Source organism: Stenotrophomonas sp. IS26 (genome assembly GCF_054188265.1).
Map to the genome: position 1 here is coordinate 123,744 of NZ_JBSZJV010000002.1, position 25,223 is coordinate 148,966.

Genomic DNA, 25,223 nt, shown 5'->3' on the forward strand with positions numbered 1-25,223 from the left:
CCCGTCCCCCGTAGGAGGGGCGGTTTCCCCTCCATTCCTTGTTTCATTCGATTGGAGATACACCATGAACGCCGTTACCACTACCGAAGCCCGCGCCATCCAAGCCCCCGCGCTGGAAGCCGCCGACCCGACCAAGAACCTGATTCTGGTTCCGCTGTCGCGGCTGGTGTCGCGCCCTACGGGCCGCAACGTGCGCAAGACCCCGCGCATGTCCATCCCCGAACTGGCCGCAAGCATCCAGCGCGTGGGTCTGCTGCAAAACCTGATCGTGATTGCATCCGCCCGACATGGAGAAGGTAGCGAGCATTACGAAGTCGTGGCCGGTGGCCGTCGCCTCGCAGCGTTGAAGCTGCTGGCGAAAAAGCACCGCATCAGCAAGGAATGGGAGGTGCCTTGCCTGCAAGTGGCCGATGGCACGGCCCGCACCGCCAGCCTCACCGAGAACGTGCAGCGCGAGGCGATGCACCCCGCAGACCAGTTCGAGGCTTTCGCGGCGCTGGTGGCAGAAGGCCGACCAATTGAGGACATTGCGGCGGATTTCTCCGTCACGCCGCTGGTGGTGCAGCGCCGCTTGAAGCTGGCGAACGTCTCGCCGCGCCTGATGGGCGACTATCGCGCCGATGCCGTCACGCTCGATCAGTTGATGGCCTTGTCCATCACTGACGACCACGCCGCGCAGGAAAACGCCTTCTACGATGCACCGACATGGCAGCGCCAGCCGTCCGCGCTGCGCGACCGTCTCACCGAGCGCGAAATCGACGCCTACCGGCATCCACTGGTGCGTTTCGTCGGGCTGGACACCTACGAGGCCGCAGGCGGCGGCGTGCGCCGTGACCTGTTCGCGGAGGGGGACGCGGGCGTGTATCTGACCGACGCCGCGCTGCTGGAACGGCTGGCGCAAGACCGGCTGGCGGGCATCGCCGCCACGGTTCGCGCCGAGGGCTGGGCTTGGGTGGATGCCACGCCGGGCGTCACCCATGCCGACCTGCACGCCTTCCAGCGTGCGCCGAGGGAACGGCGCGAGCCGAACAAGCGCGAAGCGCAGCGCATCGAAAAGCTGCAAGAGAAGATGCAAGCCATCGGCGAAGCCGTGGATGCGGCGATGGATGCCGACGACGAGGATAAGGCCGACGCCTTGCAGGAGGAAGGCGAAGCCCTGGGCGAGCAGTTGCAGGCGCTGGAAGATGGCTTGCAAGGCTACGGCCCGAACGTGAAGGCCGCAGCCGGTGCCATCATCACCATCGACCGCAACGGCGAGGCCGTGATTCATCGCGGCCTGATGCGCGAGGCCGAGGCGAAGGCGCTACGGACGTTGGAACGGCTGCGCCAAGGTTTCGACAGCGAAGGCGAAGCCGGGAGCGACGAAGACGAGGAAGCCGACGACGCACCCAAGACCGCCGCCATGTCCGACCGGTTGGCGCAACGCTTGAGCGCCCACCGCACCGCCGCGCTGCAAATCGAAGTCGCCCGGCATCCGCAAGCCGCACTGGCTGCTGTGGTGCATGGCATGGTGCAGACCGTCTTGCAGGAACGTTACTACGGCCACGACTTCCCCCTGGGCGTGAGCCTGAAAGTGCAAGACCGGCTGGAAGGCATGGCCCCGGACTGGCCGGAATCGCCCGCCGTCGTGGCGCTGCGCGAACTGCAACAGGTGGCGGACGAAGCCTTGCCGCAGGACAGCGCCGAACTGTTCGCCGCGCTGCTGGCGAAGCCGCAAGACGAACTGGTGCGACTGCTGGCCGTGTGCGTGGCTTCCACGGTGGATGTGGTGACGCCCCGCGCCACGCCGCAGCAACCGGGCGCAGAACTCGCGCAGGCCGTGGGGTTGGACATGGCCGCATGGTGGCAGCCCACCAATGACGGTTATTTCCGGCATGTGCCGAAGGCCGCGATTCTGCAAGCCGTGGGCGAGTACGCGCCCGAGCAGGTTTCCCGGCTGGCGAAATTGAAGAAGGCCGACATTGCCAGCGAAGCCGAACGGCTGGCGGATGGCACGGGGTGGATGCCTGCGATCTTCAAGATCGCAGGCCCACAAGATGCCGCGCAGGAGGAAGGCCCGCAGCGGGACGCACCGGCGGATGCCGAAGCAATGGCGGATGAACCCGCCGAGGCGCTGGCCGCTTGACCCGCGCCGAAGGCAAGCGCCCCGGCCTTGACTGGGGCGCTTCGCTGGAAGGAGAACCGCCTATGACCCGCACCACCACCCGCCGCCCGCGCATGGCTGCAATCTACGCCCCCGGCACGGTGCGCGCCCGCCGCTGGCACGGCGATGGCGACGTGCGCGGCTATCGCCCGCCCCTGGGCTGGGCGGCCCGCGCCGACCTCACCGACATTCACCCCATCACAGGCCGCGCCTTGCCGCGTGCCGTGTGGTGGATCATCGAGACGAAGGAATAACCGCGATCAGCACCGCGCCCAGGCCGTTCCGTCCTGGGCGCGGTGGACGCAAAATCCGGGCGCGGCAGTGGCCGCGCCCGGTGACGTCCACGCCTTCAATTTTCACGCTGCTGCTTTAAAATGCCTTGAATTGACCAACGTCGTATCTATCGGCATAAATCAACAAGGGAGCGCAATGGGGACATATCGGGTCGCACAAGTTTGCCCTAATGGGCATGTCGCAACAACAGCCGCTGATCAGAATCCCGAGCTTCGAGAGGCGTTCTGCTCTAAGTGCGGCGAAGCGACCATCCTGCAGTGTCCTTCGTGCAGCGCATCCATTCGCGGCGATTACTACGTTGAAGGCGTTTTTGGCTTTGGGGGTGATTACGAGCCCCCCTCGTTCTGCTACAACTGCGGTGGCCGATTCCCTTGGACTGAACGCAAGATTGCTGGCGCTGTTGAGCTAGTGGAAGCAGGCGCAGAGCTGTCGCCAGAAGAAGTCCAGCAGTTCCGTACTGATTTGACGGAATTGACCAAAGACAGTCCCAAAACTCAAGTTGCATCCCTTCGATTCAAGAAGGTGATGACGAAGGTTGGCACTTCGGTTGCATCTGGTGTGCGCGACATTGTTGTTGATGTACTCAGCGAAGCTGCGAAAAAAGCGATTTGGGGAGCTTAGAAGGAATGGCGATGACTCTCGACGAAATTAAAGCTTGCCTACAGGCCGGTAATCTTCAGATTGCGAATGAGACAGCACTTGCGAACGGCACTGGCACACAGCTTCGTTTGCAAAATGGTGCAATCGTCAATAGCTACCACACCGGTAATTTCAATGTTCAGGGCAAAAACCAAGAGGCAGTAAAGGCTTGCCTTGGCGTACAACCTGCGCAGGCTGCGGCAGCAGCTCCACAGAATGGTGCCGCTGCTAAGCCAATGCTCAGCAAGGTGTTCGTGGTTTATGGACACGATAATGCTGCTCGAACCGAGCTTGAAGCGATGCTGCGCCGCTGGAGGCTTGAGCCGTTGATCTTGGATCAACTTCCTTCGGAAGGGCAGACCATCATCGAGAAATTGGAAAAGTACACGGCAGAGGTAAATTTTGCTGTGGTGCTGGCCACGCCTGATGACGAGGGCTACCGTGCTGGTCACGAAGACGAAAAGGCGTTCCGTGCGCGCCAAAACGTTGTGATGGAATTGGGCATGATGCTCACGCTGCTCGGCCGCAAGAACGTTGCCATTCTCATGAAGCAACAAGACAATATGGAGCGCCCATCCGACATCCAAGGGTTGCTCTATATCCCGTTCAAGGACAATCTGCAAAAAGATGCAGGGCCGCTTCTGGCAAAGGAAATGGCGGCCCAGGGTTATCCCATTTCATTGGCGAATCTGTAGTTATCGGCAAATGAAATCCATTCAAAAATGGGGGTAAATATTACCTGCCATTTCCCCGAATGAACTCCTCGTTGTGCATTTAGACTTTTGAGCGTGACGGCGCAAAGCGCCGCCGTGCTTTCAGACTGCGCCCCGTGCCGCCTTTGCCGTCACGGCCATTCGGCTCCAATCCCTTACGCCTCCGCGCCTGTGGCGCTGCGCTTGCCTCCAGGGGAAGCCCTGCGGGCTATCCCCGCCGCGCGCAGCTTGGCGCCCCTCGATGCCGCCGAACCGGCTGCGCCGGATGGCCGGGCCGCTGGCGAACGCGCTGGAGCTTGCTGCGGCAGGTTGTGCGGATACGTGCCGTCCTCAACGCTGGCGGTTCCTGCCCATCACGTCACGAAGGACGGTTCACAGACAACCCGCCCGGCATCGCTATGGCGCTTCCACAGCACGCCTATAGACCGGCGCCGCACGGTGCGGCGGGTGCGTTCTCGCCTGTCGTCGGGTGGTTGACCTGGCCCGCGTCAGGGGCGAGCCGGTGCAGCCTTCGGGCGGGGATACCGAGTCGGCCCTGTCTCCTTTCGGATGGGGGGTGGTTCGGCCCAAGGCGTCCTTGTGTTGTTGTGAATCCTGGCGGTGGCACGGCTGCGCCTCGGGCTTCATGGCTGCAACCGTCCGGCGAAAACAATTTCCCCTGCTTTGTCACTGCGTTCGGCGCATTCCTCGCGGGACAAATTCTTTTCGCCTCCCGGCCCTCCACTACGTTGCGGCCGCCAGCGGTGCAGCCAGCCCGTCCCCCGCCGGCCGGATCACAACAAGGACGCGATGGGCGCGAACCTTGTTCCACCGATAGGAGAAATCATCATGGCCAACATCGGCACCTTCACCGCAGACAAAGACGGCTTCACCGGCACGCTTCGCACCCTGACGCTCAACGTCAAGGTCAAGCTGATGCCCAACGATAAGGGGGACAACGAGAAGGCCCCGGACTTCCGCCTGCAGGCGGCCGGCCACGACATCGGCGCGGCGTGGAAGAAGATCAGCGAGGCCGGGCGGGAATACATCTCCGTGACCCTCGACGATCCTTCGTTCCCGGCCACGGTCTATGCCCGCCTGATCGAAGGCGAAAACGGCACGCACGACCTGATCTGGTCGCGCAGCAAGCTCCAGGCGGCGTGACCGCCGCCGCGCCCCGCCCACGCGGCGGGGCGCAGTGCTGCTTTCGCGGCACTGTATGGAGGCAGCACCATCGCCTGGGCTGCGCCGTATCGAGTCGCTTCCGTATGCGTTGGGACTGAGGCTGCAAGAACGGCCGGGCGTGTCGGTGCGTCGCACCGCCGGGCTTTGCGGGCTGCGCCCCGTGCCGACTTCGCCGTCACGGCCATCCGGCTCCAATCCCTCACGCCTTCGCGCCTGCAGCACTGCGCGCTTCGCTTGCCCTCTGGGGGAAAGCCCGGAACGCTATCCCCGCCGGGCGTAGCTCGACGCCCCTGAATGCCCCGAACCGGTGGCGTTGACCAGAAGCGATTGGGCAGGCCAAAGAAATCGGCCCCCTCAGGCATCATGTGGAACTTATTTACCTCCTTTGGCTTCCCTCGGAGGTTTGGCTCTTTCTACGTCTCCATTAGACTTCTCGCAGCACGTAAGCTGCGCAAGTCTATTGGCATTCATTTGTAATTTTCCGTTGTGATGGGGGAGATATGGATTTCTACATAGACGAGAGTGGCAATACCGGGGATCTTGCGCGAACTAGCGCAGCGCTTGATTTCGGTGGGCAAGCTGTTTTCAGTTTGGCAGCAGTGGGAATTTCTAATGAGAGCAGCCTTGTAGCAGAGCTTGCCGCCTTAAGGCAGAAGCACAAAATTCAGGCCAACGAACTTAAACTCAGCAAAATTCTGAGGCGCAAGCCTGACTTCGCTCTTGATGCCATCAATCTCTTGGTGAAGAGCGACTTCCCATTCTTCATTGAGATTGTAGACAAAAAGTACCAACTGGCTGTAAGCATTACCAACGGCTTCATCTGGCCTCCGTATTTCAATACTCCAGAATCACAAGATACCGTTTGGATGAAAAACATCTTTGCCGATTACATTTATTACCGAGTTCCCAGCGATGTGGTTTATGAGTTCGTTCAATGCATGAACAATCCATCAAATGAAAAGATTGGCACCTACTTCGATCTTCTCAAAGATTGTGTAAGCCAACATTCCCATGAAGTTGCGCAGGGCATCGCCTCGCAGGTGGAAGAAAGCAAAGATGACTTCCGCATCATGATTGAGAAAGAGGGAGACAAAGCCCATAGACGGTTCTTGCCTCTCCCGGACATCGGCAAGCGCGACCAAGAGATTTGGCTGCTTCCGAATTTCTCATCTTTCACCAACATTTATGCCAGAATGAATCTTTACTTGTCTGGGAGTTTGGAGGGATGTCGAATTTTCCATGATGAGCAAGCCCACTTCGATGAAATCATCGCCGAAGCCAAATTCCAGGCTGAGAACGCTAAGGTAGACCCCGCACAATTCAAATTGCCTTATTCAGACTATAACTTTCAGCAAATGGCTGATTTGTTTTTTAAGGCATCACCAGAAAGCACAGGAATTCAACTCTCCGATATAGTGGCGGGTCTATCAATGCGCTGGTACCAAGCACATTTGCAAGAAGAAGGTGATACACAGGTTCTTGACGAGGCGGTCGATCTACTTTTGCATCACAGCGATAGAGATAGGGGGATAGGAATCAACGTAGTAGGCCCTCATAAAATGGCACACCAGCTATTTGGGGTGGCTGGGTACTGACCTCCCTCTGCGACTGCGACGCGGCGCGCTTCGCTTGCCTCCAGGGAAAGCCCTGCGGGCTATCCCCGCCGCGCGTGGCTTGGCGCCCCTGAACTCCCCGAACCGGCGGCGCCGGATCGGCTGGGCCGTCGCCTACGGCTGGGCCGCTGCTGCGAGCTGGCTTTCAGCCTCGCTCATCAGCACCGCCGTGCTGCATTCGAGCGCGCCGGCGATCTTGAAGATGATCGCCAGCGTGGGCATGTGCTCGCCGCGCTCGATCTTGCCCATGTGGGAACGCTCGATCCCGGCCTGGTGCGCCAGCGATTCCTGCGCGATGCCGCGCTCCATCCGCAGCGCACGCACCGCTGCGCCGAAGGCGTGAGCCAACTCGGCGTCATGGGTGGTGGAGCCGGCCGGTCGGCCGCGCTGGACGGTGCGCTTCTGCATAGACAGAAGCGTCAATTCGCAGCACAATTAAAACCACGTTATCTTTAACTCATTCATACGATTCGATCCTTTTTTGTGGTTCTACGTTTTTACGGAAATCCGCTTTTGCGGCTTCCCACAAAAGCGCAAAGCCGCATCCGTGCATATCTCCAAATCCGCCGAGATGGCTTTACGCTTTCACGTTTCGGCGGATTTGTTCCAAGAAGGGGCCGCCCATGAACCGACTCATCACCGAGGACGAGCGCAGGCAGTTGCTGGCCCACGGCCGGGCCCGTGCCGGTGGCGAGGCCATCGACCCGTTACCCGTCGTGCGGCTGTTCACCCCCGACGCGCACGCCATCTGGCTGCTGACCGCGCTCGATCCCGTTGATGCCGATACGGCCTTCGGCCTGATCGACCTGGGGATCGGTATGCCTGAGCTGGGCACCGTGAAGCTGTCCGATCTGGAGTCCATCGTCGGGCCGCGCAAGCAGCCCGTGATGCGTGATCGGTATTTCCAGGCGGCACGCCCGCTGTCGGAATATCTGCGGCTGGCCCAGGAGAACGGTTCCGTCCTCGATTGAGCGATTCGCCCTGCGGACAAGCGAGGCGTATTGAGACTATTTCCGTCTTACTCCAGACCTGTCCGGTCTGAATTCGCACTCTTGCACCAAAACCGTGCTGGCATGACCGAATCAGTCACGATCTCTGATGCGGGTTCGGGCACGGTGTTTTATGCCGCGCGACGTTTTGAGGTCAGGCGGCCGTCGCATTCGGACGGGATTCGCAATACACCGGAGCCAATCGGTCTTGACACCGCATGTTACAGCTTTGAATTGATGCAAATGATGGTTTTGATCTGGATGCGGTAGCTCCGTTTTGATCTGCCCGTGGCGGCGTTCCTGCGGTTCGACAGGAGCTTTCGCCATGATCCAGCCTCATCATGTTGCGCACTGGTATCCCACTGCCGCCTACCTCTACATCCTGTGGCTGGATGCGCTGGCGCTGGCCTGGGAGTACCTGCGCAGGCATCCCGACTACCGGCTTGACTGGCTGCGCCACCATCGCCGGCCACAGGCCGCACAGCAGGCGGCGCATCGCTGGGGCTTGCGCCTGCTGGAAGACCCGGCGCTGGATGCGCGCGACGCGCATCCGGCCTGGCTGCCCGGCCATACGGCCGTGGTGCAGCTCCATCCCGATGCCGATCCACCGCCGGATGCGGCCGTCTTCGCGTTCTGGCGCATACCCGGACACAAGCAACTGCTGCACGACGGCAAGGGACTGACGCTGATCGCGCGCAGCCCCGGCCATTGCGCGCGCTTCGCGCTCGCTCCAAGCCTTGAAGACGGCATGGCGGTCGCACATGCCCATCGCGGCGGCGCTGCCGCGCCTGCCTGTGGTCATGTGCCCGTGCTGGATGCCGCCCTGGCCCATGCCATGCCCAGGCCACCACCCGCTGCACTGCTGGAGCTGCATACCTTGCAGGCGCTCGACGCGACCCTGGCGGGCGCATCCTTGCGCGAGGTCGGCGAAGGGCTGTTCGGTGCCGACGCCGTGGCCGATTGGTACAGCGACGGCGGCCTGCGCTCCAAGGTGCGCCGCCTGGTGCGGCGCGGCGATGCGTTGATGCGCGGCGGCTATCGCCGCTTAGCACAGCTTTCACCGCTTGAGAAGGGTCGTTTTGAAGGCGACGCAAAACGACCCTGAGCACGCGGGCCGCGTTTTCTGAGACTGCCTCCATCCGGTTGCGCTGTGTGGCCGGAGCTTTGAAAGCTATGGAGGTGTTCACCATGCGTCCTGCTCCCTTGCGGCCTGCCGCTACTGTCTCGACTCCCGCTGCGCAGCCGCAGCGCTATCTCACCAACGACGAAGCCGCCGACTACCTGCGCCTGTCGCCGCGCACGCTGGAGAAGCAGCGCGTGATCGGCGGCGGCCCCAAGTTTCGCAAGTTCGGCCGGCGCGTCATGTACGCCGTGGCCGACCTCGATGCCTGGGCGGCCGACCGCAGCTTCGAGACGACCTCCGATCCCGAATACGCCGAGCACCACTCGGCCGACAGTCGTGCGCGCTGATCGGCGGCGCGCGGCAGGCCATCGCCATGTCCAGCACTGCGCTGCCCATGCGGCAGCGGCCGTTGCAAGAACGCGAACAGCTCGACCTGTTCCGCGCCTTGCCGGGCGACATGGCGCCGCGCGACAGCCAGGACTTGATGGCCTATCCGTTCTTCTCGCTCGGCAAGTCCAAGCGGGTCAAGCCCATCGACTTCCGTGCAGGCAACGTGACGATCCGCGTGGAGGGCACGCAGGAACACGGCATCGCCACGATCTGGGATTCGGACGTGCTGATATGGGCGGCCTCGCAGATCGTGGAGGCGAAGGACGCGGGCCTGCGGCCCTCACGGCTGATGCGCGCCACGCCCTACGAGATCCTGCGCTTCATCGGGCGCGGCAAGTCGCTGCGCGACTACCAGCGCCTCAAAGCCGCGCTGGATCGCTTGCAATCAACCACGGTGGCCACGTCCATCCGCGAGACGAGCGGACGACGCTTGCATCGGTTTTCGTGGATCAACGAATGGAAGGAACTGGCCGATGCCAGCGGCACGCCGCTGGGCATCGAGCTGATCCTGCCGGACTGGTTCTATGCCGGCGTGCTCGACGCCGCCCTGGTGCTGACCATCGACCCGGCGTATTTCCGGCTCACGGGCGGCATCGAGCGCTGGCTGTACCGGCTGGTGCGCAAGCACGGCGGCAAGCAGGAATACGGCTGGCAGTTCGACTTTCGCTACCTGCACCAGAAATCGGGCAGTACCGCCAAGCCCTACGACTTCGCCTGCGACCTGCGCGCGCTGGTCGCGCGGCAGTCGCTGCCCGGCTACGTCCTGGGCATCGAGCGAATGCCGGACAACGGCATGGAGCTGCTGACCTTCCGGCCCGTGCCGCATACGGCACGGGGATAACTTCGGAAAAGCCTGTGGATGGTGTCGTGCTATCAGGCGTGCGGGGTATCGTGCTATCAGGCGTGGGACTATCGTGCTATCAGGCGTGCAGATCGGCCGCAAACCCGCGCCAGCGCTGGGTTTCCTCGCCCTCTAACTTCCCTAACTTAATTTCTCTAACTTTTAGTAGGGAAACGCCGCTGCGGTGGACAACCACCACGCGGCCGCAAACGCAGCGGCAACAGCCGGGCTTTCCAACGCGGAGGGCCAGGCCATGATCGTCGCTCTGCTCAACCAGAAAGGCGGCGTGGGCAAGACCACGCTCGCCACGCACATCGCCGGCGAACTGGCGATGCGCGGCCAGCACGTCGTGCTACTGGACGCCGACCCGCAGGGTTCATCGCTGGACTGGACGCAGCGCAGAAGCCAGCAAGGCTTGCCACGGCTGTTCGGCGCCGTGGGCCTCGCACGCGAAACGCTGCACCAAGAGGCGCCAGAACTCGCCAGGCGGGCCGATCACGTCGTCATCGACGGGCCGCCGCGCATCGCCGCCTTGGCGCGCTCCGCGCTGCTGGCGGCCGAGCGCGTGCTGATCCCGGTGCAGCCCAGCCCTTACGACCTGTGGGCCAGCGCCGAGATGGTGGCGCTGATCCGCGAGGCGCAGGTGTTCCGGCCTGCGCTGCGCGCGGCCTTCGTCATCAACCGGCGCGTCAGCACCACCGTGATCGGACGCGAAGCACGCCAGGCGCTCGCAGACCAGCCGCTTCCTGCGCTGCGCTCGGAAGTGCATCAACGCATCGTGTTCGCCGACAGCGTGGCCGCTGGCCGGCTTACACGCGAGACGGCGCCGGACAGCGCGGCCGCGCGTGAAATCACTGCGCTGGTAGACGAACTGCTGCGGTGGCCGTCATGACAGAGAAGCCATCACCGAACAGCAAGCGCACGGCCAAGCGCGTCGGCATCGGCGCGCGTCCGCCCGCGAATCCGCATGCCGAGGCGTGGATTCGCCAGGGCGACGCGGATGCGCTGGGCAAGGGCGACCTCTACACCGCCCGCCTGACTCTCGACATCACGTCCGCGATGCGGGCGCGCATCAAGGTGTCGGCCTTCACGCAAGGCGTGACCGTGGCCGACCTGCTGCGCGGCCTGCTGGAACGGGAGTTTCCAGAGCAACGTAGGGAGAACGCACCATGACTGCATCCGCTTCGCCTGCCGCTAGCGCGGCCACGGCTGCGCTCGCAGCACCTTCCGGCCAGCCTGCCAGCGCGCCGCTGACGCGCGTGGCACTGGCCTACATCGAACCGCGCTTCAAGCTCTACCTGCGCTTCGGCGAGCCTGCGCGCACACACCAGCTCGACCGCTGGCGGCGCTGCGCGGTGTTCCAGCCGGGCGCCATGTTGTGCCGCATCCACTGGCAGGCCAACGACTACGGCACTGTGCGTTGGCAGCTCATGGTGATGCAGGCTTGCACGCCGCTGGATGCGGCGCAGCGCATCCCCGGCGTGCAGCCAGGCGCGCGCCTGCTGCTGCACGCCGAGGGCGACAACCAGGTGCGCGCCGTGCTGGAACGCATCGACGCCATCGAGGCGCTGGGCATCGCGCCCGTTGCCGTCTCGCCCGCGTACTGGCGCACGCTGGGCAATCGGCTCGCTGCGCGCCTGCCGCTGCCCGAATACACCGCCGAGCGGCACGCCGCCTGGCTGGCCGGGAGGGCATTGCCATGACCACGATGATGGCAACGCGGCCTCGCTCACGCCTGCGCGCTCGCCTCGTGCTGGCGGGCCTGTCCGCCTGCGGCCTCGCTGCGCTGGCCTGGGCGTCCTTTGTGCATCCGTTGCCGCGTCTGACCTACAACCCGTCCGACAGCGTGGCGGTCGGCTGGTATCGCGTCGATCCGCTTGACCTGCGCACCGGCGCGCTGCCACGTCCATTGGCCGTGGGCAGCATCGTCCTGACCACGCTGCCGCCTGACGCTGCCGCGCTGGCCGCGCAGCGCGGCTACCTGCCGACGCGCGTTCCACTGCTCAAGCGCGTGGGCGCGATAGCACCGCAGGAGGTGTGCATTACTGGCGGCAGCGTTCGCATCGACGGTGTGCCTTCGGCCGCTGTGTTGTCCGCCGACCGCTGGGGCCGGCCGCTGCCATCCTGGCAGCAGTGCCGCCGCCTGCGGCCCGGCGAGCTGTTCCTGCTCAGCGTCACCAACCCGGCGTCATTCGACAGCCGGTATTTCGGGCCCGTGCGCGCGTCCGCCGTGATCGGCGTTGCGCGTCCGGTCTGGCTGGAGGCCCGCCCATGATGGCGGCCAATTCGCTGCACGTTGCCGTGCATCTCATCGTGCCATCGGGCGTGCCGATCCAGTGGCTTTCTGCATGTCGTCGCGCGTGCAATGCCAGCGCATCCGCGCTGCACTTCGCGCTGCCTTCCCATGTGCAGGCGTCTTGCCTCGAACGCGCCCGGCCTATGGCCGTCGCCGCGTTCGCCGGCGCGCTGGCTGCTCACGCAGCAGCGCCGCCGGGCCGCCGCTGCCCGGAGCGCCAGCGAGGGGCAAAGGCGGAAGGCAAGACAAAAGGACGCGGCACCTGGCCGCGTCGAAAGCCAGTCAGCACATGGGGGGAACGCGGCACGGAGCGGCTTCGCCACCGTGCCGCGTTTGGCGCGAGGGTCGCGCCAATGCTGGCATGTCCGCGTGCTTCGCACGACAGGACACGCCCAAGCTTGCGGGGAGCGCAGCCATGACCGACAGCCGCGACGACGACTTTCGCGTGCGCCCCAGCGCCCCGAAGAACCGGGGCAAGGGCCAGGGGCAGAGCTTCGTTTCCAAGGTGCTCAAGCAGGCCGGCAAAGCCAGCAGCGGCAAGTCGGCAGTACGCCGTCCTGGCGCGGCTGGCACCGGCCAGCGGCCCGGCTCTCGGCTCGGACGTGGCCACACGGCGGCGCGCTTCGCCGGGGCGAAGCTAATGCCCATGTCGCGGCGCGTGACCATCAAGACCTTGCTGGTCAATCACCAGCGGGCCAGCCCGCAATCGCTCGCCAAGCACCTGCGCTACATCGAGCGCGACGGCGCGGGTCGCGATGGCGAACCGGGCCGGGGCTACGGGCCACAGGCCGACGAAGCCGATCTGGACGCCTTCAAGGAACGCTGCGCCGACGACCGGCACCATTTCCGCTTCATCGTCTCGCCCGAGGACGGGGCCGAGCTGGACGACCTGCGCACCTACACCCGGCATCTGGTGAGCCGCATGGAAGCCGACCTGGGCACGCGGCTGGATTGGGTGGCGGTGGATCACTGGAACACCGACAACCCGCACACCCACCTGATCGTGCGCGGGCGCGACGACACCGGCAAAGACCTCATCATCGCGGGTGACTACATCGCCCACGGCTTCCGCCATCGCGCCGCCGAGCTGGCGACCGAGTGGCTGGGGCCGCGCACCGAACTGGAGATTCAGCAGACCTTGAGGCGCGAGGTGGAACAGGAGCGGTGGACGAGCCTGGATCGCACCTTGCAGCGCGAGACCGGCGAGGATGGCCGGGTGCATGTCGAACGGCTCAACGAGCCGAGGTTGCAACGCCAGCGCCTGCTGCTGATCGGCCGCCTGCAACGCTTGCAGCGCCTGGGCCTAGCCGACGAGGTGCAGCCCGGCACCTGGGCCATTCATGCCGATGCCGAGAAGACCTTGCGTGCCCTGGGTGAGCGTGGCGACATCATCCGAACGATGCAGCGGGCCATGAGCGGCCAGCCGCGTGAGCTGGCGGTGTTCGAGCCGGGCGACGATGGTCGCAGCCTCATCGGCCGCGTGGCCGCGAAGGGGCTTGCCGATGAGTTGCACGACCGAGGCTATCTGATCATCGACGGCACGGACGGTAAGGCCCACTACGTTGCACTGAACGCCCGCGACGAACTGGCGAACTATCCCACGGGCGCTGTGGTAGAGGTGAAGGGTTCGACTGAGGTGCGCACGGCCGACAAGAACATCGCCTCGCTGGCGAGCGATGGCCTGTACCGCACCGATCATCACCTGGTAATCGAGCAGGGCCGGGCTACGCCCGGACGCGACCCGCAGGAAGTCGTCGCCGCTCATGTCCGGCGGCTGGAAGCCCTGCGCCGGGCTTGCATCGTGGAGCGCGTGGCCGAAGGGCTATGGAAGGTACCGGACGACCTGGCCGAGCGTGGCCGCCAATACGACGCGCAACGGCTGGGCGATGTAGCCGTAGAGCTGAAATCACACCTTCCTATTGAACGGCAGGCCCGCGTCATCGGCGCGACTTGGCTTGACCAGCAACTGATCGGCGGTGGCCGTGGGCTGGGCAACTTGGGCTTTGGCGGTGATACCAAGCAGGCCATACAGCAGCGAGCCGATTTCCTCGAAGAACAGGGGCTGGCACAGCGCCGCGGGCAGCGCGTCATCCTCGCGCGCAACCTGCTGGGCACGCTACGCAATCGGGAACTAGTGCAGGCCGCGAAAGACATTGCGGCGGAAACCGGCCTAGAGCATCGCCCGGTGGCCGACGGGCAGCGCGTAGCCGGTATCTACCGGCGTTCCATTATGCTCGCCAGCGGGCGCTACGCGATGCTCGATGACGGCATGGGGTTCAGCCTTGTGCCGTGGCGGCCGGTAATTGAGCCGCGACTGGGACAACAGCTTGCCGCAAAGGTTATCGGCGGAAGTGCCTCTTGGGAACTTGGACGAAAGCCCAGTATCGGTATCAGTTAGATATCAAGGGAAGCTGAGTACCAGGCGCAGTCTGCTTGGCTGCTGTGATTCTTCTTAGAGATTCAATCAATGCCATAAACTCCTTGGATTGCCTCAGTGCTTCGCCTCCCGCAGTTTGCAGGTCCAAGACATCCGTAGCCTCGATCGTGAAGGCTGTGGGCACGCGCAGCAGCGAATGCCGGATCTTGTCGTCCGGCACGTCGTTCAGACTTACGCTTACTACGTAGATTTCTGCGTCGGCCGCAAAGGGGCTGTCCGCTTGGCCACGGGTGCGGACAATCTCGGAACGCCAGTGTTGCAGGTCGTCGTTAAGCATGGCCAGCGTCACCTGGGTCTCGCGAGCGCCGGCACCGAAGATCAGCGACTCAAGTACTTGCGTCGTGCTGGGAACTCGGTCGCTACTGTCCACTCTCTCGCTCAGTCCTCGTTCGGAGTTCACCGTCACCAACACGAGTCGGCGCAAGCTTCCGGGCTTGACCTCCGAGAAATTGGCGCTCATTGAGCCCGAAGCTACTAGCCGGTCTAGCATCAGACGTACGCCGAGGTTGTCGGAGACACCACCGTCCACGAGGTGGATATAGGGCCGATCGTGCGCATTGAGGTAGCTGTCTATGCCGCTTTGCAGGATGCGTGATCTGTAATTTTGCCCTCTGACAGGCAAAGATCGGAGAGGCGGCGGACAGGTATTGGCGTTGTTTCGCACCGTTACGGGCGACAGCACCAGCGGTACTGCCGACGAGGCCGCCACCGCGAAAGACAGCGGCGTTGCATCGAGGTCGGAACAGATTAGCCGGAATTGCTCGGTGGTGAAATCGAAAGGGGCACCGGTCGTGAGGTCGGTTGCCGTGATCATCAGTTCGGGCGCGCCCGGTCGTCGGCGCACGTCACCAAAGGTGCGGCCTTCAAAAAGTTCGTCCAAGCGTTGAGCCAGGATCTGGCTGCGCCCAAACCAAGGTGAAGTTAGTCTATAAAGACGCTCAGGCCACAGAGCTTCACGTATGAGTCGCCCCTCAAAAGGCACAAGCAGAAAATCCGGCTCGAAACGAGTCAGCGTGGCATCGCCGAAGGCCGCGAAGTGCGCGGCAAGGATGCTGCCCCCCGACACTCCGCTGACCAGGAACACCTGATCCAACAGAGTGGTCTCCTGGCCCTCTAGCGCGAAGCGTGTGGCCTTGAGTTCGCGCAGCACGCCCAGGCCGAAGGCCGCCGCCCGAGCGCCCCCGCCTGACAGTGTCACCGCTACAACCACCGGTTGGTTGACCTCCGACGGCCTGATGCGTTGGTCGTTCTCGGCGAGAGACATTAAGGCGGCGTCGGAAAGTGTCGGGTTGATCCAAGGACGGTAAGTGGAACACCCTGTCAGAACTACCGTTGCCAGCACACCGGCCAAACTCCATCGTGTGAATTTACACACCTCCAGGCGCTTTACCTCTGCAAGCAGCACCACGCAGCGTTTCGAATAGACAAGAACGAGAAACGCCGGCAATTTTGCGACGAAGCAGAGCCACTCCAGAATGCTGCAGACGTTACAAGAACGGCACCCTACGAATCCCCTTGATGAGGCTCCTCGCGATCCGCGCGAAGTTATGGAATAGCAGCTATTCACGAGCCAGCACTTCTCCAAGCGCTATTGATCCGTTCAAGGCAGGTGGTGATTGCAGACTTTGCATGCCCGAGCAGTGTGTAGGAGCCTTTGAAATCCGCGAGAGCGTTGCCGTGCTCGAAGCAGCTAGCAGCAGCCACCCGACGATCTGTTTGTTCATCTACTGCCTCAAACTCCAAACTAGCTCCCCCAGTTGTCACTGGTCCAACAAGCAACGTCGTTAGGGTGTTGACTGCTCTATTGGGCGTCTCAATGGTCGTAATTGCCACACGCACACGTATGCGGCCTGACGATGCGGGAGCTTCGGACTTAGTTTGGAGATGTCGCAGTTCACTGTTGACGTGATCGAGAAGCTCTCGCACTTGCTCAGCTTCAAGCCCACCTATGCGTCCAGTTGCCGTCACTACCTGAGCATCCTCGACTAATATTTCCCGGTAACGACTGGGTTCAAAGCCTGGCGCCTTGAAGAGCAGAACATTTTCGTACTTCGTTTTTCCCAATACATCGTAATCACCAAGAAACCCTGATCGAGTCATTCCGTTTGAAGCACAGCCAGATAAGGTTGCCGTGAGGCCTGCCAGCAGCACAAAATGGATTAATGAAATAGGGCGTTTCATATATATTTTCATTTATCCCATTTTCAGACAGACGATGCCAGCAACAACCAGCGCAATTCCAACCCAACGTATCAAGGAGGCGGTATCGCCGAACACATACACGCCCACGAAAAACGCGCCCAGCGAACCGATGCCGGTCCAGACCGCATAAGCTGTTCCTATGGGGATCTGTTTAAGAGATAACCATAGGAAAAAGCCGCTGGCTGCCATACAGGCAACTGCAATCGCCGGCCCCACGTAGCGCATCGCTGCATTGGCCGCACCCATCTTGAGGCCTAGTGGCCAACCGATTTCGAACAGGCCGGCAATCAGTAGAACCAACCATGGATTCCATGACAACGGGTTCATATATTTCTCCAAATCTATTCAGTGAAAATTGATTATCAAAGCATCAAAGCATCAAAGAATAGGCAGTAGGCGGTCAATTCGCTCTGCTTCTGATTTCTTCTTAAACTCTCTGATGGCGAGAATCTGTCTCCCCGATCTCTCCGGCCACGAGAGAGATCGGGGGAAGCGTGTGGACAGTTACGCTGAGGGATCAGACCGGTTGCACTGGTTGTTGTACCGCCTCGTGACTCCGTTTGCTGCCCGGCCACTTCATTCCGAACAGCACCTCGTAGAGCAACGGAATCAGGCCAAGCGTCACGAGCGTGCCAAGTGCGAGACCACCGATCATGCCGATGGCCATGCCCTTCCACAGCGGCCCCGCAAACAACATCAGGGGCACGAGACCCGCGATACAGGTCACCTTGGTCATCACGATTGGACGCAGCCGCTGCATCGCAGCTCCCACCAGGGCTTCATGTCGGGCGAGACCTTCCGAGAGGCCGTGTTCAATTTGTTCGAGCAGAAGAACGGCGTTGTTGACGATGATTCCGAACAGCGCAAGCACCCCGAATGTCGCCATGAAGCTGAAAGGAGTGCCTGTTGCCTTCAGTGCAATCACGACCCCAATCAACGTGAAGGGAATCGTTGCGAGAATCACGATCAGCTTGCGGAAGGAGTTGAACTGCCAGATGAATAGCAGCAACATCGCCAGAAGAGCGAACGGCATGTAGTGCGTGAGCGATGCATTCGATTCAGCCGATTCCTCAATTTCTCCACCAAGCTCTATGGCATAGCCTGCAGGTAGTTCAATTGCGGCGATCCGAGGTGCGAGGTGATCCACGATCTCTTGCGCGGTGTATGCGGTGTTCTGCCCCTGAACTGTGACTGTACGAATGAGATTGCGGCGCTGGATCACAGACGGCTCGCTAGCGAGCGTGACATCGGCCACTTGCGCCAGGGAAACCGGCTGGCCACCCGACGCTGGATAGATGGTCGTCGAACCAACGTCCGCAGTGCTGCGCCGATCATTGGACGTCCCGCGCATCACGATTGGCACGCTGGTATCGCCATCTCGGATCACAGAGATCGACTGGCCGATGTAGCGGGTGCCAAGCCAGGCAGCTATGTCGTCGGTGGTGACGCCAGCACGTCGCGCACGATCTTGATCGACCCGAACATCGAGACGGCCGACACGGGTATCCCAGTTGTTCTTGATGTTGGCCGTACCTGGCAGCTCCCGTAGCGCGGACTCAATTTTCGCCGCCGCATTCATCAGCACCTCATGATCCGGCCCACTGACCCGGTAGACGGCTGTGCCGGCTTCGGTAGTGCCTAGCGAGAACCGCTGAGGCTCTGCGCGTACATCTCCATGATGCTGCGCGAAGTAAGCCCGAGTTCGGGCAATCACGACGTCAATGTTGGTGCCTGCCTTGACCGTCACGACAAAGTACGCGATGTTCGATGCTGGCAATGGGGGATTGAGCCCAAGGATGAAGCGCGGCCCACCGTCAGCGACGTAGCCAATGTGATCCGTGATTTCGGGGTTGATTTCTTGATCACCGAGCCAGCCGCTCACTTCCTTCACTTTGGCAAGAGTGAGCCGTGAATCCGTTCCAGGGGCGAGCTGCACCGGTATTTGGAATTGAACTCGGTCGGACTTCGGCAAGAAGTCGTATGGCAGTGTCGTGAATCCGTACAGAGCTACGGCCAATGCACCCGTCATCACACCAACGTAGATCGCCTTGTGGTCAAGCACCCACTCAAGCAACTTGCGATAGCCGCGATAGAAGCGTGTGTTGTAGGTTTGCGCGTCATTCGCCGGTTGATGATGCACTTTGGTGAAGTGGTAGCACAGCAGTGGAGTGACGGTCAGACACAACAGCCAAGATCCGAGTAACGTGAGCGCGAGGACAATGACGAGAGAGCGCAGATACTCACTCGTCGCACTCTGGCCGAAGAAGAACGGGGAGAAGGCGATGACGATAACCAATGAGGACGTCAGCAGCGGCAGTGCGAGGGTACGACCCGCTTCGAGACAAGCCTGTTTGCGGTCTTCACCGGCTGCCAAGCGCCGTTCAATGTCTTCGGCAATCACGATGCCGTTGTCTACCAAGAGCCCCAAAGCGATGATGATGGCTGCCATCGAAACACTTTGCAGCTCGATGTTCAGCGCGCGCATCACGATCAGTGCCCCCAGAATGGTAAGCGGCACGATCATCCCGACGATGAATCCTGTGCGCCATCCCAGGAAAAGGACGACGACGCCGAGCACGATGACAATCGTTTCGATCATCACCTGGTTCATCTTGCCCATTTCACGTTTGACGACGTCTGCCTGGAATGTCACATAGGAGAGCTCGAAACCTGCGGGCAGAAGTTTCTCAAGCTCGGCCACACGGGATTTGAGGGCTACGCCGAATTGCTCCACGTTCTGGCCCGAGGTCATGGACACTGCCATCACTACGGCAGGCTGGCCCTTATAGACTGCAGCAGACTCGGGAGGATCTGCAGGTTGTACCTGCACGCGCGCAAGCTCTCCCAGTGAGATTGAAGGAGCAGGCGAAGCACCGCGCGCACCCTGAGCTTGCGCCATCATGATCGGCAACGCGCGCAGCGAGGCGGCGTCGCGAACCTCTCCACTAACAGCCAGCGAAGCGTTGATGCCACCGATGGCGATTTGCCCGCCTGAAAGCACGACGTTTTGTTTAACGAGTTGATCGATCACCCCTTGTGGGGTCAATCCAAGCTGGGCTAGTTTTGGTCGATCAAATTCGAGATAGACGCGCTCTTCCTGCAAGCCGTAGAAGCTGATGCGATCAACGCCGGGAAGCGCGTATAGGCGATCGCGCATCTCTTTCAACGACACACGCATTTCGCCCATGGAGTAGCCCGGCGCGGTCACCGCAATGGAGGCCACGGCAACACGGCCGAAGTCGTCGTTGACAAATGGCCCCAACGTACCCTGTGGAAGCAGAGGCTGAGCATCGGCAACCTTCGCGCGAACGCGCTGCCATATGGGGGCTAGGTCGGTGTACCGCTCCCAGATCGTGACCTGTATGACGGCCCCGCCCGCGCGAACGGTTGTGGTTACACGCTTGACCTCGGCCAGCTCCCGCAAACGCTCCTCGATCGGACGCGCGATCAACTGCTCAACACGTTCGGCTGGCATGCCAGGGTTCAGAACGGCAACAACCGCATCTCGAATCGTGACCGATGGCTCTTCCTGCGAAGGGAAATTGAGAAACGTGGCAATGCCGGCAACAAGAATGATGACCGCGGCAAGGTAGGTGAGTCTGCTGGCGCGCAGCGCCATTTCTGTGATCTTCATAGCGAAGTCTTCCTGTAGCGGGTCAGCGTCCGGCCAATTGGGTCGTGGCCTTGAGTGGGGTGACTTGTTGCTCGTTCGTCAGCCAACTCGCGCCAGCCGCGACTACCATCTCGCCGCGCTTCAGGCCGCCCACAACGCGAACGTTGTCGCCGCCTGGCTCGCTCTGGAATTGCACTTCCCGGCGGTGCACCTTCTTTCCGGTCACGTCATATACAAACACTGCGGCTTGTCCTGCTTTCTCACTGAGCACCAGTGCCGAATAGGGAAGCATCAGACGATCTGGTGAGGCATCCTTCGCTTCCGGTGCCTTCAGCAATACTTGAACGGCAGACCCGGGTCGAAGACTGCGCGCAAGAGTAGCATCTTGAGGAACGAGCACGACAGGTAAAAGTGAGCCATTTTCAGCACGCAAGCCGATGCGTTGTACCGAAGCACGAACGGGACTTGCTGACTCGCTCAGGCGCAGTTCGGCGACCTGCCCAATTTTGATATTTGCCGCCTGGGTCGTCGATGCAGTCGCAAGGACTTCTACGCCGCTGCGTAGTCCATCCACTTGAAGCACCGGCGCTCCGGCTGCAATATCTGTGAACGGCAGAGCGAGTTTCTCCGCGACGACGCCGTCGAATGGCGCATGAATGGCGGCCCCCCTTCGCGCACGCTCGGCAAGGCCGAATGCGGCCTTTGCATTGCGCACCTGGCCTTCAGCTGCAACCAACTGTGCTTTCACACTCTCGAATGCAGCCGGGGAGATTACGTTGCCCTCAAGCAGCCCCCTTTGCTGCGTTGTCTGCACGATTCTGTCTGCCAATGCGGCTTCCGCAGCAGCGAGTGTCGCCCGAGCCTGTTCTAGGCGGAGTTGCTCGGGCTGAACATCCAACTCAGCCAGAAGCTGTCCGCGAGAGAAGCGATCTCCCACGTCCACATGAAGCTTGCTGATACGCCCGCCAGTCTCGAACCCCAAGGTACTCCGCTCACTGGAGCGAGCTAGACCACTCAATTCAATGCGATTGGCCACAGAACCTACATCCCCCACCGTGAGCAGCTTGACCGCTCGCGGTGGATCGGAAGCAGGCTCCTTCTGACTACCACAGCCGGCAAGCGATGCGAGCAGAACAAACGCGAGGCCGACTTTCTGCATTTGCCAGGACTGGGATTTAAAGGGAGTGCAAGACACGGGAAGGCCTTTCATCAGCGTTTATCAATAGGGGTGAGTTCCAGTTCGCCGCGGGCGAGCGCCTGGAGGGTGTGCATGAGTCGAGAAAGGTCTTCGGCAGCAAACGTCGGAAAACCCATCATTTCGGCGAGGAAGACTCCGTCCAAGGCAAATAGAACGATTCCGGCGATATCGGTGCCGCGTGGAGATTTGCTCGCGTTCTCGTACTGCCTGCGGTACCAGCCGCGCACAGGCTCAAGCAGCGTGGGGTCTTCAGCCACGGCCGCCAGCAATGCAGCGCTCATCTTTTGCATCCCGCCGTCAGGCATAGCCGAGACCTGGCTGGATAGCCAAGGGTCTGGATCGCCGACGAATGGCAGCTCTCGCTCTTCCTGCCCGCCATCAAACGCCGAGACCTGGTCATCAATCATCGTGAGGAGCAGATCGCGCTTGGTCTCGAAGTGGTACAGGAACGCACCTTTGCTCATTCCTGCCCGTGCAACGACCGCGTCAAGCGTTAGGTGCCCGGCACCTCCCTCCATGACTACGTCACGCGCAGCTTGAAGGATGCGCTCCCGTGTTTGTTGCGCTTTCTTAGAGATGGAGGGGGCTTCAGCGCCGTTGTCCGCCGAATGCGACTCCTCTGGGCTTGATTTCATACGAGTTGCCATGGTGAAACTCCAAAGATGCTTGATTTTTGAACCGTCTGGACGGTATAGTACACGCCATGAACTATGCCCGTCAAGACGGCCTCCTCAATTCACAACCTAGTGGCTCAACATGTCCGATCCCTACGCCCGCCGCGGCCTTACTGCTGTTGCATTCCTATCGATCACGCTTCTCGCCGCGTGCAGCCACTCGCCTCACAGGGTGGAGACATCACGCGTTGAGGTTCCGGCCAAATTCATGAACGAAGCGGGTCTGGCTGTGCAGCAGGTGCCAGCACAAGCACTCCCGGCCGAGTGGTGGACGGCGTACGGTGATCCGCTGATTGACGCGCTGGTGCGCAACGCGCTGGAGCACAACACCGATCTCGCTATTGCAAGAGCGCGGATTGATGAAGCTGTGGCGATCACCCGACGTACACGCGCTTCAATGTTCCCTAGCTTGGCGCTCACGCCCCAAGCAACGCGCGCGCGCGACTTTTCTTTGGCACCGACCATCAGCAGCGATGCCAGGCTTCCGCTGTCGGCTTCATGGGAAGTTGATCTAGCGGGCCGCCTCTCGCATGCCGCTGATGGCGCACGGATGGACGCAGTTGCTGTCGAACAGAACTGGTTCGCGACACGTTGGCAGATCGCCTTTGAGACAGTGTCCGCTGCACTGCAGCAGCGGCAGGCGGCAGAGCTGGAAGATCTGGCAAAAGAGCGACTTCAAGTCGCCGAGCGCCTTGAGCGTCTGACAGAGCAGAAGTTCAAGGCAGGTCAAGCTACGGGCTTTGACATTGAACGCACGCGTTCCGAGGTCATCGCCCTCCGGGTGGAGCAAGAGCAGTTGCGACGCGTACGCGGCGAAGCAACGCATGCCTTGGATGTGCTCGTTGGCCGGATTCCGGGGGCGCTTGGCAGCGGTCCTGCGCTTGCCTCTCTCACCATGCCCGATTGGACTCCCAGAAGCGTGCCAGGCGAATTGCTGCAGCAGCGCCCCGACGTCAGAGCCGCGCAGGCGCGTCTTGCAGCGGCGACGGCGCGATGGAACGCAGCAGAAGGCGAGCGGTTCCCCAAACTTGTGCTCGATTTGAGTGGTGGGCGCCAACGCTTCGAGAACAACGGAACACGTGTGGCAGGGAACATTTTCTCTCTGGGCTTGGGTGTGACGCTTCCGATCTTTGACGGTGGAGCAATACAAGCGGGAATCGACGAGGGCTCAGCACGCAGTCGCGGCGCACAGGCTGACCTGGAACGCACGGTTTTGCTTGCGCTTCAGGATGTGGAGAACGCTTATCTGGGCTGGCAGACCCAGCGGACTTCTCTGCAGCATCAGGTCGATGGTCTTGTCGTCGCTGATCGACTCCTTGACCGCAGTCGACGCCTCTTTGAGGCGGGACAGGTGGATGCGACCGTTGTTGCAGAAGCGGAGCGTGGCACCTTGTCCCAGCGAGCGGCTCTGGTCCGTGCTCGCGCCGACGCAGCCGTGCAATGGGGTGTTCTCGCTAAAGCGCTTTCTGGTTCGCCAGAGCATGTGAATCTGCAATCTTCACCCTGAGTCCTTGAGTTGGAAGAACGCAGCATGGCAGCGAGTTTTAAATACTGAATAGATCGACGATTAGTAGGGGACGCATGGAAATTCGACATCTACGTTGTTTTATGGCGCTCGCCGAGGAACTTCACTTCGCTCGCGCCGCTGCGAAACTGCATATTGAGCAGTCCCCACTGTCTCGCACGATCAAAGAACTCGAAGAGGAGTTAGGAGCACAGCTCTTTATTCGGAACACGAGAAGCACGCGTTTGACACGAGCTGGGTTGATGCTCATGGAGCACGCACCTCGGGTGTTCGCATCCTTGCAACAGGCGCGGGACTGCGTGAAGGCAGCAAAAAATGGCTTTCATGGACAACTCCGCGTCGCCTTGTCAGACGGCGCAACACTACTGTGCTTACCAGCCCTATTGGCGTTGTGTCGCGAGGAGGAGCCCGAGGTTGAGATTCGCTTTTTTGAGGTGCCACTATCCCAACAAATCAAAGGATTGCACGACGACCTGTATGACGTCGGCTTTGCACAGTCCGACGACGTAGGTGATGGAATCGTCGCACTTCCCGCGTGGACTGACACGCTTATGGTGGCGCTGCCAGCTCGGCATCCGTTGCTGGCTCTTAAGCGAATTCCATTGGATGAACTGCTGCGCTACCCGCTAGTGCTATCTGATCCTCAAGTGTGCGAGGGCCACGCCAAGCACATTGAGCGAGTACTTAGCCGGGCTGAAATGCAGCCTCTAGTTGCCGAGCGGGTTACCACTTTCGACCTGATGATGGCGTTGGTATCTGCCGGTTTTGCACTCGGACTTACAGGGGCTGCACACATTGCAGCCTCCCGAGAGCCAGGAGTCGTGGCGAGGCCGCTTTCGACACGCGTACCACCTTTGACGACCTATCTACTCAGACTTGAAGGCGATCCGTTTGACGAGCTTGCGCGCTTCATTCAGCGAGTACAGGCCATCGAATTGCCAGAGTTTCTCAGGTCAACAAAAAGCCGAAATCCCGATCTTCCGGAGGAATTGATGCCATGAGACTCGCCATCACGCTCGTCGCTGCAATGCTAGTCGCATGCGGTCAATCTGATAAACCGCACAAAGCCACTAGTGCAGAAAAGAAAACCCCGACAGTAGAAGAGCTGGTGGCAGACCCGGAACAGCTCAAGAAGTTGCGCCAGCAATGCAAGACGGATCGGCCTACTTTGGGCGAACTGCTTTGCAACCGGGTAGCGGAGGCAACACGTAAGCGGTTCTACGGTGACGGAAAAACGCCATACACACCGCCCAAAGAATCCCCCAAATTCTGAAATTCAGCAATTCAGCAATTCAGCAATTCAGCAATTCAGCAATTCAGCAATTCGCTAGTCTGCCTGAATCTTCTGTTCGGCACGCTGATATTCGCC

At 61.3% G+C, this 25,223-nt stretch carries 25 protein-coding genes; 18 read left to right on the forward strand and 7 right to left on the reverse strand.

Going from position 1 to position 25,223, the window contains the following annotated elements:
• The first annotated feature begins 64 nt into the window (after positions 1-64).
• The 6 genes from ACW6W5_RS02490 (at position 65) to ACW6W5_RS02515 (ending at position 6,548) form a co-directional block, all read left to right on the forward strand.
• Complete coding sequence (locus ACW6W5_RS02490; RefSeq protein ID WP_039388938.1) at positions 65-2,125, forward strand: ParB/RepB/Spo0J family partition protein; 2,061 nt, start codon at positions 65-67, stop codon at positions 2,123-2,125.
• 62 nt (positions 2,126-2,187) lie between these two features.
• Positions 2,188-2,397, forward strand: a complete 210-nt coding sequence (locus ACW6W5_RS02495; protein WP_039388937.1) for a hypothetical protein — start codon at positions 2,188-2,190, stop codon at positions 2,395-2,397.
• Between the two features lie 67 nt (positions 2,398-2,464).
• Positions 2,465-3,058, forward strand: a complete 594-nt coding sequence (locus ACW6W5_RS02500) for a DUF2321 domain-containing protein (protein WP_225247913.1) — start codon at positions 2,465-2,467, stop codon at positions 3,056-3,058.
• An 11-nt stretch (positions 3,059-3,069) separates the two neighbouring features.
• Positions 3,070-3,771: a TIR domain-containing protein gene (locus ACW6W5_RS02505; protein WP_223148854.1), complete on the forward strand. Its 702-nt coding sequence runs from the start codon at positions 3,070-3,072 to the stop codon at positions 3,769-3,771.
• Positions 3,772-4,617: 846 nt separating this feature from the next.
• Positions 4,618-4,932 (forward strand): DUF736 domain-containing protein, encoded by a 315-nt coding sequence (locus ACW6W5_RS02510; protein ID WP_039391711.1) that lies wholly within the window; start codon positions 4,618-4,620, stop codon positions 4,930-4,932.
• Between the two features lie 521 nt (positions 4,933-5,453).
• Complete coding sequence (locus ACW6W5_RS02515) at positions 5,454-6,548, forward strand: DUF3800 domain-containing protein (RefSeq protein WP_039388936.1); 1,095 nt, start codon at positions 5,454-5,456, stop codon at positions 6,546-6,548.
• A 132-nt stretch (positions 6,549-6,680) separates the two neighbouring features.
• On the opposite strand, the gene ACW6W5_RS02520 is transcribed toward ACW6W5_RS02515, so the two are convergent.
• Complete coding sequence (locus ACW6W5_RS02520) at positions 6,681-6,974, reverse strand: helix-turn-helix domain-containing protein (RefSeq protein WP_011516230.1); 294 nt, start codon at positions 6,972-6,974, stop codon at positions 6,681-6,683.
• A 215-nt stretch (positions 6,975-7,189) separates the two neighbouring features.
• Between ACW6W5_RS02520 and ACW6W5_RS02525 the strand changes: the two genes are divergently transcribed.
• The 9 genes from ACW6W5_RS02525 (at position 7,190) to ACW6W5_RS02565 (ending at position 14,603) form a co-directional block, all read left to right on the forward strand.
• Entirely contained in the window at positions 7,190-7,537 is a 348-nt protein-coding gene (locus tag ACW6W5_RS02525) for a DUF2958 domain-containing protein (RefSeq protein ID WP_039388932.1), read from the forward strand.
• A 343-nt stretch (positions 7,538-7,880) separates the two neighbouring features.
• Positions 7,881-8,660, forward strand: a complete 780-nt coding sequence (locus ACW6W5_RS02530) for a DUF2285 domain-containing protein (RefSeq protein WP_039388930.1) — start codon at positions 7,881-7,883, stop codon at positions 8,658-8,660.
• 83 nt (positions 8,661-8,743) lie between these two features.
• Positions 8,744-9,025: a helix-turn-helix transcriptional regulator gene (locus ACW6W5_RS02535; RefSeq protein WP_039391709.1), complete on the forward strand. Its 282-nt coding sequence runs from the start codon at positions 8,744-8,746 to the stop codon at positions 9,023-9,025.
• Positions 9,026-9,072: 47 nt separating this feature from the next.
• Positions 9,073-9,909, forward strand: coding sequence for a replication initiator protein A (locus tag ACW6W5_RS02540; RefSeq protein WP_428999804.1), 837 nt, complete (start codon positions 9,073-9,075; stop codon positions 9,907-9,909).
• A gap of 253 nt (positions 9,910-10,162) precedes the next feature.
• Entirely contained in the window at positions 10,163-10,801 is a 639-nt protein-coding gene (parA, locus tag ACW6W5_RS02545; protein WP_039589798.1) for a ParA family partition ATPase, read from the forward strand.
• Entirely contained in the window at positions 10,798-11,082 is a 285-nt protein-coding gene (locus tag ACW6W5_RS02550) for a hypothetical protein (RefSeq protein WP_039391707.1), read from the forward strand. Before parA ends, ACW6W5_RS02550 begins: the two co-directional genes overlap by 4 nt.
• Positions 11,079-11,612, forward strand: coding sequence for a DUF2840 domain-containing protein (locus tag ACW6W5_RS02555; RefSeq protein ID WP_039388927.1), 534 nt, complete (start codon positions 11,079-11,081; stop codon positions 11,610-11,612). The genes ACW6W5_RS02550 and ACW6W5_RS02555 overlap by 4 nt, the downstream gene beginning before the upstream one ends.
• Positions 11,609-12,184 carry a S26 family signal peptidase gene (locus tag ACW6W5_RS02560; protein WP_039388925.1) on the forward strand — a complete coding sequence of 192 codons (576 nt, stop codon included), beginning with the start codon at positions 11,609-11,611 and terminating at the stop codon, positions 12,182-12,184. Before ACW6W5_RS02555 ends, ACW6W5_RS02560 begins: the two co-directional genes overlap by 4 nt.
• A 436-nt stretch (positions 12,185-12,620) precedes the next feature.
• Positions 12,621-14,603, forward strand: a complete 1,983-nt coding sequence (locus ACW6W5_RS02565) for a relaxase/mobilization nuclease domain-containing protein (RefSeq protein WP_004883068.1) — start codon at positions 12,621-12,623, stop codon at positions 14,601-14,603.
• Here ACW6W5_RS02565 and ACW6W5_RS02570 read toward each other — a convergent pair.
• The 6 genes from ACW6W5_RS02570 to ACW6W5_RS02595 form a co-directional block, all read right to left on the reverse strand.
• Positions 14,596-16,050: a patatin-like phospholipase family protein gene (locus ACW6W5_RS02570; protein ID WP_196636953.1), complete on the reverse strand. Its 1,455-nt coding sequence runs from the start codon at positions 16,048-16,050 to the stop codon at positions 14,596-14,598. The two genes, ACW6W5_RS02565 and ACW6W5_RS02570, sit on opposite strands and share 8 nt — an antisense overlap.
• 155 nt (positions 16,051-16,205) lie before the next feature.
• Positions 16,206-16,823 carry a DUF3313 family protein gene (locus tag ACW6W5_RS02575; RefSeq protein WP_004883071.1) on the reverse strand — a complete coding sequence of 206 codons (618 nt, stop codon included), beginning with the start codon at positions 16,821-16,823 and terminating at the stop codon, positions 16,206-16,208.
• Positions 16,824-16,835: 12 nt separating this feature from the next.
• A complete protein-coding gene (locus ACW6W5_RS02580) occupies positions 16,836-17,171 on the reverse strand; it encodes a DMT family transporter (RefSeq protein WP_004883073.1) in 336 nt (111 codons plus the stop codon).
• Between the two features lie 190 nt (positions 17,172-17,361).
• A complete protein-coding gene (locus ACW6W5_RS02585) occupies positions 17,362-20,478 on the reverse strand; it encodes an efflux RND transporter permease subunit (RefSeq protein ID WP_004883075.1) in 3,117 nt (1,038 codons plus the stop codon).
• A gap of 22 nt (positions 20,479-20,500) precedes the next feature.
• Entirely contained in the window at positions 20,501-21,667 is a 1,167-nt protein-coding gene (locus tag ACW6W5_RS02590; RefSeq protein WP_023123862.1) for an efflux RND transporter periplasmic adaptor subunit, read from the reverse strand.
• A complete protein-coding gene (locus tag ACW6W5_RS02595) occupies positions 21,667-22,302 on the reverse strand; it encodes a TetR/AcrR family transcriptional regulator (protein ID WP_028699136.1) in 636 nt (211 codons plus the stop codon). The genes ACW6W5_RS02590 and ACW6W5_RS02595 overlap by 1 nt, the downstream gene beginning before the upstream one ends.
• Before the next feature lie 109 nt (positions 22,303-22,411).
• Between ACW6W5_RS02595 and ACW6W5_RS02600 the strand changes: the two genes are divergently transcribed.
• The 3 genes from ACW6W5_RS02600 to ACW6W5_RS02610 all read left to right on the forward strand — a co-directional run bounded on the left by ACW6W5_RS02600 (position 22,412) and on the right by ACW6W5_RS02610 (position 25,127).
• On the forward strand, positions 22,412-23,836 hold the full coding sequence (locus tag ACW6W5_RS02600; protein ID WP_028699135.1) for an efflux transporter outer membrane subunit: 1,425 nt from the start codon (positions 22,412-22,414) through the stop codon (positions 23,834-23,836).
• Positions 23,837-23,910: 74 nt separating this feature from the next.
• Complete coding sequence (locus tag ACW6W5_RS02605) at positions 23,911-24,855, forward strand: LysR family transcriptional regulator (protein WP_004883081.1); 945 nt, start codon at positions 23,911-23,913, stop codon at positions 24,853-24,855.
• On the forward strand, positions 24,852-25,127 hold the full coding sequence (locus ACW6W5_RS02610; protein WP_004883082.1) for an EexN family lipoprotein: 276 nt from the start codon (positions 24,852-24,854) through the stop codon (positions 25,125-25,127). The genes ACW6W5_RS02605 and ACW6W5_RS02610 overlap by 4 nt, the downstream gene beginning before the upstream one ends.
• Positions 25,128-25,223: the final 96 nt, after the last annotated feature.